Here is an 11,517-nt window from a genome sequence, read left to right on the forward strand (position 1 = left end):
GATAAAATTTGGTTAATAATTCTCCTAAAATTCAAGATATTTCTTTAGAAAAGATTATGGGAGATCGTTTTGAGAGATATTCTAAATCGATTATTCAAGAAAGAGCTTTACCTGATATTCGTGATGGATTAAAGCCAGTTCAAAGAAGAATTCTTTACTCAATGTATCTTGATGGAAATACTTACGACAAAGGCTTTAGAAAGTCTGCAAAAGGTGTCGGTAATGTCATGGGTAATTTTCACCCCCATGGTGACTCATCAATTTATGAAGCTATGGTACGTTTATCCCAAGATTGGAAATTACGTGCACCATTAATTGAAATGCATGGTAATAACGGTTCAATGGATGGAGATCCACCTGCAGCTATGCGTTATACTGAGGCCCGTTTAAGTAAAATATCAGCAGAAATGCTTAGAGACATTAATAAAGATACAGTTGATGAAGAGTGGAACTTTGATGATACTGAAAAAGAACCTAAGGTTTTACCAGCTAGATTTCCCAATCTATTAGTAAACGGTTCAACTGGTATTTCTGCTGGTTATGCAACAGAGATTCCACCTCATAATTTAGGTGAAGTAATTGATGCTACAATCAAGCTTATTGATGATCCTAAAGCAACGTTAGATGACCTCATGAAAATCGTTAAAGGCCCTGACTTTCCTACTGGAGGAATACTTCAGGGTGCTAAGGGAATAAGAGAAGCCTACGAAACTGGACGTGGCAAAGTTTATTTACGTTCTAAGACATCAATTGAAAATCTACGCGGTCATAAATCACAAATTGTTATAACTGAGATTCCATACGAAGTAAATAAAGCTTTATTAGTTAAGAAAATTGATGAAGCTCGAGTAATGAAAAAAGTTGATGGAATTGCCGAAGTTCGTGATGAAAGTGATCGACAAGGACTATCAATTGTTATCGAATTAAAGAGGGATGTTGATGCGCAAGGTATTTTAAATTATCTATTTAAGAATACTGATCTACAAATCTCTTATAACTTTAATATGGTTGCAATAGCTGATATGCGTCCACAACAAGTAGGTTTGGTAAAGATCCTAACTGAATACGTTAAACACCAAGAGGACGTTGTTTTAAGACGTAGTAAGTTCGATCTAGCTAAGGCAAAGTCCAGACTACATATCGTTGAAGGATTGATAAAAGCATTATCAATTTTAGATAAAGTTATCAAAACCATTCGTGCAAGTAAAAATAAATCAGATGCTAAAAATAATTTGATCAAAGAATATCAATTTACGGAAAAGCAAGCTGAGGCAATTGTTTCATTGCAACTTTATCGATTGACTAATACTGATGTTACAGAGTTACAAAAAGAAGATAAGGAATTGCATACAACAATTGATTATTTGAACAAAATTATCAACAATCATGCTACCTTGATGAATGTTATCAAAGATGAATTAACTGAAGTAAGAGATACATATGCTGACAAACGTCGTACAAAGATCGAAGCTAAAGTTGCTGAGATCGAAGTCGATACTAGTGTGCTGGTTGCTAATGAGACAGTACGCTTATTGGTTAGTCATGATGGATACGTTAAAAGAAGTAGCTTAAGATCATATCAAGCTTCAGATACTGATGATAATGGTCTAAAGGATGAAGATTATCCTATTTTAGATAGAGAAGTAAGTACATTAGATCATCTATTTATTTTTACAAATAAAGGAAACTTGATTTATCGTCAAATTTTTGAAGTAGATGATAGCAGATGGAAAGATACTGGATCTCATTTGTCACAAGAAATAGGATTATCCTCTGATGAGACTATTTTAAGAGCCTTTGTCTTTAGTGATCTCAATCAAAATGGTAACTTTTTGATTGCTACAAGTGAAAACTACATAAAGCAAGTGGCTTTCAAAGATCTACTACCAGGACGTACTTACAAATCACGCGCTAGTTGTTATGCAAAATTAAAAACTGGTGCTGCACAAGTATTGGATATATATTATGTTGATGATATTAGTTGCTTGGTATATGTATTTACAAAGCGTTCTTATGCTTGTTCGTTTGAGTTAGATGAAGTACCTATTGTTGGTAATCGTGCTGTTGGTGTTAAATTTGTTAACTTAAAAGATGATGATTCTATTGCTGGTTTCTTTTTGACTGATCCTGATAATAAAGTTGCTTTAATTACACAGCGTGGCGCTTATAAGCAGATGAAATTGTCTGAGATTCCTATAACTAGTCGTGCCAAACGTGGGGTATTAACTTTACGTGAATTAAAACGTGATCCTCATAGAATTCAATTAGTAACTGATATAACAGCAAATGAGGAATTGACAGTAATAACTGATAAGAATAAATCTATAGCTATTAATCAAAAAGATCATCCAGTCTCTGATAGATATTCTAACGGTTCATTTATTATTGATCCTGTAGCAGATGGCAATCCTAGTCGATTCGTCAAAAATCAAATTGAAAAATAATTTGTTATATAAACAATAAGTTTAAGTTATATAGTATTATTAGTTTATATGAATGATTAGGAGGATTTCTGTTTGCTGGATGAAAAATCGAGAAGAGTATTTAGTTCTAAGGCGCTAAATTATTTTGATGAATTAACAAAAAATATGAGCTATACGAAAACTGCTCAGTCTTTGGGTATTACTCAACCTGCGTTAACACAACAGATCAAGAAAATTGAACACGTTGTCGGTACACCATTATTTTATAGTATGGGGAAAAAAATCTATCTTACTGATGCCGGTACAGCACTTCTTGATGCTACACATGACATTTTTAATACTATCAATACGGTTACTGATAAAATTCAACAAGAATCTTCTAGTACAACTGGTAAAATCAGTATTGGACTTTTGGCTACGACTGAGTCGGTAGTCATTGAAGATTTCATTGTTGAATACAAGAAAAATAATCCTGGTATTGAAATTGAATTGAATTCACTTACTAGAAAAGATATCTGGGAAAATATTCAAAATAATGGTATTGACTTGGCAATTATGTATTTGCCAGATGAGAATATTAAAAATTGGAAGATATACAAATCTAAAAAGATCATCAGCGACAATATTATGTTGATTCATAATAGTGATCGTATTAATAAAAAGGGTAGAGCAACATATAAGGATGCAGTAGAGCGTCCTTGGGCTGCATACCTAGAGGATTATTATCTATCCAACTTACTGACAGAATATTTTAGGGATGCTCTAGTGGATACTCCTAATGTTATTGCAAGATTTTCTTCACCATATCAATTGTTGAAGTTTGCGCAAGAGTCAGAAAATATTTATACAGGTTTACCATTAAGTTTTTGCCTCGCTCATGAATCATTAATAAAACTTTATCAAACACCACTTGAACCAGCTATATCAAGTGAATTATCATTTGTATATCGAGAAGATAAAGAGAAGATACCACGTATCAAGGAATTCTTTGAGGAGTGGAGTAGTTTCTTAGACAAAGTTGGTTATATTGAACGTCTAAAATCTTCAAGATAAAATAGAAAAGGGGAAATTTTAATGACTAAAGAAAAAGAATTAGTTTTTGGACACAAAAATCCTGATACAGATGCTGTTGTCGCAGCTATCTCATATTCATACTTACAAAATAAATTAGGTTTCAACACAGAAGCTGTTGCATTGGGTGAACCTAATGAAGAAACAAAGTATGTTTTTGATAAATTTGATGCTAAATATCCTCGTGTAATTTCAGCTGCTAACGGTGAAGTTAAGTCAGTTATGCTTGTTGATCATAATGAAAAGCAACAAAGTTTAGATGATATTGATGATTTAACAGTTACACATGTTGTTGATCACCACAGAATTGCTAATTTTGAAACAGCAAATCCACTATTTTATCGTGCTCAACCAGTTGGATGCACAAGCACAATTCTTTGGGAAATGTACGCAGAAGAAGATGTTGAAGTACCATCTGAACTTGCAGGTTTGATGGCTTCTGCAATCATCTCAGATACACTTCTATTGAAGTCACCTACAACAACTGATGAAGATAAGGCTGCTTTGAAGAGCCTTGCAGAAACTGCTGGTATTGACTATGAATCATATGGACTTGACATGCTAAAGGCAGGAACAAACCTTGACAGTAAGTCAACTAAAGAATTGATCGATATGGATGCTAAGAGTTTTGATATGAATGGTAATAGCGTACGTATTGCGCAAGTAAATACCGTTGATATTGCTGACACGTTGAAGAGAGAATCAGAATTTACTGCTGATATTAAGGCAGAAAATGAAAAAGAGGGTTACAATCTTTTCATTCTACTAATCACAAACATCCTAACAAGTGATACAAAAGGCCTAGTTTTAGGTGATGAAAACGCTATCTCAACTTTCGAAAAATCACTTAATACAAAAGTTGAAGATAACAAGGCATCATTACCTGGAGTTGTTTCTCGTAAGAAACAAGTTGTTCCTCCATTGAATGAAAACTTCTAATAACGTTCTTTTACCAAGTATTTTATGAAAATTATATAATCAAATAATTATCAAATTTATTTGTGAAAATAGAACCTATTTTCTTGAAAACGTTATCTTATATATGTATAATATTTTTATCGTCAAAACTGCTAGATTTTTTCGAAATCTAGCAGTTTTTATGTGTGACGTTTTTATTTAAGAAAAAGGAGTTTTTAAATGAATGCATTAAATATATTAATTGGGTTAGTTCCAATGATTGGTTGGGGACTATTTCCAGTCCTAACTGGTAAATTTGGTGGTAAACCAATTAATCAAATACTTGGAGCTACATATGGAACATTGATCATGGCTATAGTCGTGGCCCTTGTCAAACAAACTCCGATTATTGGCGGTAAAGAATTTCTATTTACATTCATTTCAGGTGCATGTTGGTCCTTAGGCCAAATCTTAGTATTCTATGCCTTTACTGAAATGGGAGTTTCTAGAACAATGCCTATTTCAACCGGATTTCAATTGATTGGTGCTTCGCTTTGGGGTGTTCTTGTGTTAGGTGAATGGTCTAAGACAAGTTCAAAGATGATTGGATTCTTTTCAATTTTATTGATCATCGTTGGTGTTTACTTAACAACATATGGTGAGAATAAAACAAAAGAAAGTGGATCAAGCGCTGTCAAGGGTGTTATCTTAGTATTATTTGCAGAAGCAGGATACTTAGGATATTCAGCATTTCCTCAAGCAATCGATGTAGATGGTTTCCAAGCATTTCTACCACAAGCATTAGGTATGGCGGTTGTTGCAACTATTTTTGCTCTTGTAACTAAGAGTAATAGAGTTTCAAAACCATTTACCACAAAGAGCTCATATACTAATATAATTAGTGGTTTCTTCTTTGCTCTTGCTGCATTGACATATCTAATATCAGCTCGTCCAGATGTTAATGGTTTAGCAACAGGATTTACCTTATCTCAGATGAGTGTTATTATCGCTACTTTAGGTGGCATTTACGTGTTACATGAAAAGAAAACAAAAAAAGAAATGGTTGCAGTATTATCAGGTTTAGCTTTGGTTGTTGTAGCCGGAATTATTACAGCATTTATTAAATAAAAATAAGCCATATCAGAATATTCTGATATGGCTTTTTATTTGTCAGGGAATTGATGGAATTTATTGATATTTAAAATTTATACAAATTAATCTTAAAATTGGGAGGGATTATCATTTAACAATCGAGGGGGGAAATTAAATGATATATATATTTAAGGAGTATTCAGTCAGATAAGAGATTCATTTATCCTATCTGACAAGGACAATATAATACCATTTCGGTGAAAAGTAAAATAATATGTTTAAACAATTAAAAATGCCTGATTGCTGGTGTTTTGTAATTTATTATGAATTCACCTATTTCGTCTAATGAATCAGAGAATAATAAAGATTTTCTAGCGTATTTATCTAAAAATCCATTATCCGTCATAGTATCAAAGAAGTTTTCCAGGCTATCGTAGTAATGATCTACATTATAAAAAATACATGGATTATTGTTATCCCCAATTCTTGTCCAAGAATAAGCCTCAGATATTTCTTCTAATGTACCAGGTCCACCAGGTAAAGCTATGCTAGCGATAGATTCGTTTAGCATTCTAGTTTTTCTAGTATCCATACTGTCAACTATATCTAGTTTGGAGAGCTTATTATGTGATAATTTTCTATCATACAAGGTTTTAGTAATAATTCCATGTACGTATCCATTATCCTTAAGTACCGTATTAGCGATTATTCCCATAAGTCCGTGTTGTCCGCCACCGTAAGTCAGACCATAGTTATTTTGAACGATCCAGTGTCCTAAATTAATTGTTCCTTGTTCAAATACTTTTTTATTACCTGATGAGGCACCGCAGTATACAGCAATTTTTTTCATATAAACTACTCCTTTTTTAGCGTGAAATTTGTTTCTCTTTTTAGACGACGATAGTACAAAATAGATGCCGTATCTAATGCATCTAGTGCTCTTTGTTGATCTTTAGAAATTTGTTTTGTGCTTAATGCTATCAAGATAAACGTGGTGTAAAGTTTTTTAGGGGATAGGTCTAATGATAATTCTTGACTATCGTTTTTTAAGTCACGGTGTAATGCTGGGACAGATAGTAATGGCGTGTTTGCAGCCTTATTTCGATTAAGAAACAAATTATCATCATGCCAGTATGACTTATAAGGTTCTATGAATGCTTGATAAATATTTAAAAAGCGTTTTTCAAATTGGGCAAATTCTAAATTTTTAAACTTTTTATAGAAATCCGGAGCAAGTGCCTCTTTGTAATTAAATCCTTTAGAAATAATTAAAATGAGAAGTCGAGTATAAACGCTTATTTCTTTATTTAAATATTTCGGCAATTCTAAAAATACCTCTATCGGAAAATCCGACTGTTTAGGAACAGTGACACTATTAACATATAATGTCGGAATTTCGATGGATTTTTTTATGCCAAAAATGTACTTAAAGTAGACGTTCAAGTTGCTGATGACTTTATTTACTGTACTGGGACTTAATTCAAGATTTGTCAGCATAAAATTTTTGAACTCTCTGACATCTAATTCATGAACATCTTTTATATCTTCAGTAATTTTATATTCGGCATTGTGTTCAATTACAAAGGCAAAGAAGTCATTTAACGAATTAGTATATTCAATATTGGCTCTTTTTGATATGTTCCTAGTTTTTAAATAGGCATCAAAGCCTACTTTATAAGGTATTTTAACCATAAATATCTCCTTTAACTTTGCTTCTAAATTCACTTGGGGTAATTCCAGTTTCTTTTTTAAAAAAAGTCATAAAGTATGTGTCACTGGAAAAGCCACTTTGCAATGAAATATTATTAATAGTTAGTTCTGTATCCTTTAACAAATTCTTTGCGTAATTTAATCTGATCTCACTTAAATAGGTTAGGGGAGTCTTGTTAACCATTTTTTTAAAAGTTCTCTGTAAATAATAGGGACTACTATGGCAATCTTCCGCAATTATATTAAGAGTGAGTTTTCTTTTGAAATTCTTCTTAAGATAAGACTCTATTTGAATTATCCATTCGTCATTGGATACTTTAATACCAGTAGGATGACATCTTTTGCAAGGGCGAAATCCTAATTTCATAGCCTCACTAACTGTTTTAAAAATTACTACATTATCTTTTTTTGGACTCTTAGAACTGCATGAAGGTTTGCAAAATATCTTAGTTGAAGTTACCCCATAATAAAAGTTACCATCTAGTCTATTATCGTTTGTTATAATTGCATTCCATCTTTTTTGAGTCAGCAAGTATTTTTTCATAACACTCCAATTAAAAAGCAAGATTTTTAAGTGAATTATAGCATATAATAAACCTATTACAAAGCAGGTGTATAGAATGACAAAAGATATCTTTTATTCTAAAACAAAAATTAACAATAGATTTTATTTAATAGCGTCAACTGTAGATGGATTAGTATTCGTTGGTTGTCAAAATGGCAATATGGACGAACTGAAAAGCTTTTTCAAGAAAGAAAAGCTGGTTTATGATGAAAAGAAAAATGAACCTTATGTAATAGAACTTGAAGAATATTTAAGCGGAAAAAGAAAAGAATTTGATTTTAATTTAGATGTTACTGGTACAGAATTTCAAATGAAAGTTTGGCAGCAATTAAGAAAAATACCTTATGGGAGTTTGAGTAATTATTCTAAAATTGCTACGCAAATTGGCAACCCTAAGGCTGTTAGGGCCGTTGGAACCGCCATTGGAAGAAATCCAGTGTCGATTATTGTTCCATGTCATCGGGTTTTATCAAAAAATGGAAGTTTGGGCGGATATCGTGGTGGATTACCAATGAAAAGGGAATTATTGAATCTGGAAAAAGAGGTAAGTGAACATGTCTAAATTCAAATTAGCTTTTTTTGATATTGATGGAACTCTTGCAAAACACAGTGATCCAAATCACATAACAAAAATGATCGATAGAGTACCTCAATCGACTAAATCTGCTATAGAACAGTTAAAAATTTCTGGAATTGAACCTGTAATTGCTACGGGAAGAAATCACGGTATGATTAAAAATCTTTTAGATTCTTTAAAAATAGATAGTTTTATAGCTAATAACGGGCGATATGTTGTATTTAAAGATCAAAAAATAGTTCATGATACATTTACAAAAGAACAGGTAAAAAATATAGTTGCATATTTTAATCAAAGACAAATATCCTATTGTTTTGAAACCTGTGATCATTTATTTATAAATGAAAATTCAAATTTCTTAGATGATGGGTCTATGGGACTTGAAAAAATAGAGGATAATGTCATTCCTGATGGAATCATTCAGATGATTGTTAGAAGTGGTAAACCTTTTGAAGTGCCAATTGACGGTATACAGTCCGTAAAAGTAGCGCCGAAGGTTTATGACATTACTATGGCTAATTCAAATAAAGCGGTAGGTATTAATAAAATTTTACCTGCTATGAACATAAAACCAGAAGAAACATTAGCTTTTGGTGATGAAGAGAATGATATAGAAATGTTTGGTGCTGTTGGTTTTTCAGTTGCTATGGGGAACGGTACTAAAAAAATAAAGTCATTAGCTGATTATGTTACCGATTCTGTTGATAATGATGGAATATGGAATGCATGCAAGTATTTGAAATTATTTTAGAGTTTATTCAATTAGTGATATTCTATTAACTGTATTCTAAAAATAAGGAGTTTTTAAGTTGAACGATCCACAGTCCATATTAAAATCAACTTTTGGTTACGATGACTTTCGAAATGGCCAAAGAGATATAATCGATCGAGTCTTATCAGGTAAAAGATCCTTGGGTATTATGCCCACAGGTGGTGGTAAGTCTATTTGTTATCAGATACCCGCTGTTATGTTTTCAGGATTAACCTTAGTTATATCTCCATTGATTTCTTTGATGAAGGATCAAGTGGATAGCTTAAATGAATTAAATATTCCGGCTACTTTTATTAATAGTACTTTGGAATATCACGATTTAGAGGAAAGAATGCGCTATATTGAATCAGGTGCAGTCAAACTTTTATATGCAGCTCCTGAAAAAATAGAAAATCCCGATTTTTACAGTTGGTTATCACAATTGCCAATTGATTTAGTAGCAATTGATGAAGCTCACGTTCTATCCTCATGGGGACATGATTTTAGACCCAGTTATTTAAACATAATTCAACCCTTGAATGAATTACCTAGTCAACCGGCCTGGTTAGCATTGACTGCTACTGCAACCAATCAGGTTCAAGAAGATTTGATGTCTATATTAAATGTTAAAGAAGAAAATGTTATCAAAACTGGATTTGCTAGGACCAATTTAGCATTAAAAGTTGAAAGAGGCGTTGATAAGTTTTCATATGTTTTAAACTATGTTAAATCTCATGCCAAAGAATCCGGCATAATTTATGCCGGACGAAGAAAAGACGTTGATAAATTATATGACTTTTTAAAAGATCGTGGAGTAAATGTCGGAAAATATCATGCCGGATTGAGTGATAAGGAAAGACATGATCAGCAAGAAGATTTCTTATTTGATAAAGTCGACGTGATTATTGCTACCAATGCTTTTGGAATGGGTATTAATAAAACAAACGTTAGATATGTATTACATTTTACTATTCCTGGAACTATTGAAAATTATTATCAAGAAGTAGGAAGGGCCGGACGTGATGGCCTTCCTGCTGAAGCAGTTCTGTTATACACTCCTGCCGATTTGAGGCTTCATATGTTCTTTATTGAGCAGTCAGAAGCAGATGATGAGTATAAACAAAGTTTGAATATTAAATTAAGAAAAATGAATCAATATGCTAAAACTGAAAAATGTTTAATGCAGTTTATTTTGAATTATTTTGGAGAAAAAACAACTCAAGTCTGTGGACACTGTTCTAACTGTTTGGATAATCGTGAGATTACAGATGTAACTAAAGATGCACAAAAGATATTGAGCTGCGTGGTCAGAATGAGACAAAATTACGGTAAAAAGACAATTTCACGTGTGCTGGCTGGTAAAGATGATGTCGCAAATGATTGGCATAACTTTGGACAATTGCCCACGTTTGGGTTATTAAAGGATTGGACGTTAAAATCAATAAATGAATTTATCGATTTTTTGGTAGCAAATGTTTTTTTGAGTACGACTAATGGCCTCTATCCAGTTCTAAAGTTAACTGAAAGTGGAGCGATGGCTCTTAAGGGGCATACAGTCGTTGGTCGTAAGAGCCTTGCAATGCCAGAACAAAGAAATTCTATTGTATCGGATGGTAGCTTTGATGAGTCGTTATTTGAGGAACTACGTAAGTTACGTTTGAAGATAGCTCATGCACAAGATCTACCACCATTTGTAATCTTCTCCGATAAGTCATTAAAAGACATGGCTCAACGTTTGCCATCTAATAATAGTGAATTTTTACAAGTTAATGGAGTTGGAAATGCTAAATTAGACAGATATGGTACTAGATTTATGGAAGTTATTAAAAACTATCAAAAAGAAGAAAAAAAAGTAACGTCAGAACCTTAATAAGTTAGAATTAAGGTTCTTTTTTATATGTAAAATAGGTCTATTAAAACTAAATGTTTTACGAAAACATAATAAAAAAACTAAAAAAACACAACCAATGTTTAAGATGAGTAACTTACAGTGAAACCATCCACATTTTATTGAACGTGACATCTCAGAGCTAATTTAAAGTATATAAGCGAAATCAAAAATCAGTTGACTTAAGAAATTGAGATTTGTCTTTGTTAGTTACAATTCGAAATATAAATGATTTTGGGAAAATTTGATGAGTTATAGAAATCAAGTAAATTATCAGGGAAGCAGATTTTAAGAACGTTAAGATGTTGTACTTGAGCTTGACATGTGCCGTTCTAGTATTACTTCTTATAATACATATTATGTAACCTTAGATGTAAATTTGGAAATTTGCATCAAAATTGTTCATACCCTGTTGGCCACATTAACATGTTCAGACAATTTATCAACTATCTTCATTAAGTTGCTAAAGTAATAATAAAGACAATCAATGTCAAGGGCAGTTTAAAAATGTAGGTTTTCGGCAGAAAGAAATGTAGGTTTTCG

General features: G+C 32.4%; 10 protein-coding genes. 7 read left to right on the plus strand and 3 right to left on the minus strand.

The window, feature by feature from the left end; all coding sequences use genetic code 11:
* The first annotated feature begins 8 nt into the window (after positions 1–8).
* From parC to rbsU, 4 genes are all read left to right on the plus strand, one after another.
* A complete protein-coding gene (gene parC / locus FC72_RS01840) occupies positions 9–2,444 on the plus strand; it encodes a DNA topoisomerase IV subunit A (protein ID WP_083480713.1) in 2,436 nt (811 codons plus the stop codon).
* 72 nt (positions 2,445–2,516) lie between these two features.
* Positions 2,517–3,476, plus strand: coding sequence for a LysR family transcriptional regulator (locus FC72_RS01845; protein WP_083480714.1), 960 nt, complete (start codon positions 2,517–2,519; stop codon positions 3,474–3,476).
* Positions 3,477–3,497: 21 nt separating this feature from the next.
* Complete coding sequence (locus FC72_RS01850) at positions 3,498–4,433, plus strand: manganese-dependent inorganic pyrophosphatase (RefSeq protein ID WP_057764196.1); 936 nt, start codon at positions 3,498–3,500, stop codon at positions 4,431–4,433.
* 198 nt (positions 4,434–4,631) lie between these two features.
* Positions 4,632–5,519 (plus strand): ribose/proton symporter RbsU, encoded by an 888-nt coding sequence (gene rbsU, locus FC72_RS01855; RefSeq protein WP_057764198.1) that lies wholly within the window; start codon positions 4,632–4,634, stop codon positions 5,517–5,519.
* A gap of 250 nt (positions 5,520–5,769) precedes the next feature.
* Here the strand turns inward: rbsU and FC72_RS01860 are convergent, their stop codons facing one another.
* Genes FC72_RS01860 through FC72_RS01870 form a run of 3 tightly spaced genes read right to left on the minus strand, consistent with a single transcriptional unit; the run spans position 5,770 to position 7,737 of the window.
* Positions 5,770–6,333 carry an LOG family protein gene (locus FC72_RS01860; RefSeq protein ID WP_057764200.1) on the minus strand — a complete coding sequence of 188 codons (564 nt, stop codon included), beginning with the start codon at positions 6,331–6,333 and terminating at the stop codon, positions 5,770–5,772.
* Between the two features lie 5 nt (positions 6,334–6,338).
* The gene (locus FC72_RS01865; protein WP_057764202.1) at positions 6,339–7,175 is read right to left on the minus strand and encodes a phage integrase N-terminal SAM-like domain-containing protein; all 837 of its coding nucleotides are present in this window, start codon (positions 7,173–7,175) and stop codon (positions 6,339–6,341) included.
* The gene (locus tag FC72_RS01870) at positions 7,168–7,737 is read right to left on the minus strand and encodes a bifunctional transcriptional activator/DNA repair enzyme AdaA (protein ID WP_057764205.1); all 570 of its coding nucleotides are present in this window, start codon (positions 7,735–7,737) and stop codon (positions 7,168–7,170) included. The genes FC72_RS01865 and FC72_RS01870 overlap by 8 nt, the downstream gene beginning before the upstream one ends.
* 76 nt (positions 7,738–7,813) lie before the next feature.
* On the opposite strand from FC72_RS01870, the gene FC72_RS01875 reads away from it, so the two are divergent.
* Genes FC72_RS01875 through recQ form a run of 3 tightly spaced genes read left to right on the plus strand, consistent with a single transcriptional unit; the run spans position 7,814 to position 10,956 of the window.
* Positions 7,814–8,320 carry a methylated-DNA--[protein]-cysteine S-methyltransferase gene (locus FC72_RS01875; RefSeq protein ID WP_057764207.1) on the plus strand — a complete coding sequence of 169 codons (507 nt, stop codon included), beginning with the start codon at positions 7,814–7,816 and terminating at the stop codon, positions 8,318–8,320.
* Complete coding sequence (locus FC72_RS01880) at positions 8,313–9,086, plus strand: Cof-type HAD-IIB family hydrolase (RefSeq protein WP_057764209.1); 774 nt, start codon at positions 8,313–8,315, stop codon at positions 9,084–9,086. The genes FC72_RS01875 and FC72_RS01880 overlap by 8 nt, the downstream gene beginning before the upstream one ends.
* A gap of 58 nt (positions 9,087–9,144) precedes the next feature.
* Positions 9,145–10,956: a DNA helicase RecQ gene (gene recQ, locus FC72_RS01885; protein WP_057764211.1), complete on the plus strand. Its 1,812-nt coding sequence runs from the start codon at positions 9,145–9,147 to the stop codon at positions 10,954–10,956.
* The last annotated feature ends 561 nt before the right edge of the window (positions 10,957–11,517 follow it).

The organism is Companilactobacillus tucceti DSM 20183 (genome assembly GCF_001434665.1).
Classification (GTDB): Bacteria; Bacillota; Bacilli; order Lactobacillales; family Lactobacillaceae; genus Companilactobacillus; species Companilactobacillus tucceti.

Excerpts from the sequence above, each read along its gene's own strand:
- FC72_RS01850 (WP_057764196.1), top strand. The coding sequence starts at position 3,498 with ATGACTAAAGAAAAAGAATTAGTTTTTGGACACAAAAATCCTGATACA.
- rbsU (WP_057764198.1), top strand. The coding sequence starts at position 4,632 with ATGAATGCATTAAATATATTAATTGGGTTAGTTCCAATGATTGGTTGG.
- FC72_RS01860 (WP_057764200.1), bottom strand. The coding sequence starts at position 6,333 with ATGAAAAAAATTGCTGTATACTGCGGTGCCTCATCAGGTAATAAAAAA.
- FC72_RS01865 (WP_057764202.1), bottom strand. The coding sequence starts at position 7,175 with ATGGTTAAAATACCTTATAAAGTAGGCTTTGATGCCTATTTAAAAACT.
- FC72_RS01870 (WP_057764205.1), bottom strand. The coding sequence starts at position 7,737 with ATGAAAAAATACTTGCTGACTCAAAAAAGATGGAATGCAATTATAACA.
- FC72_RS01875 (WP_057764207.1), top strand. The coding sequence starts at position 7,814 with ATGACAAAAGATATCTTTTATTCTAAAACAAAAATTAACAATAGATTT.
- FC72_RS01880 (WP_057764209.1), top strand. The coding sequence starts at position 8,313 with ATGTCTAAATTCAAATTAGCTTTTTTTGATATTGATGGAACTCTTGCA.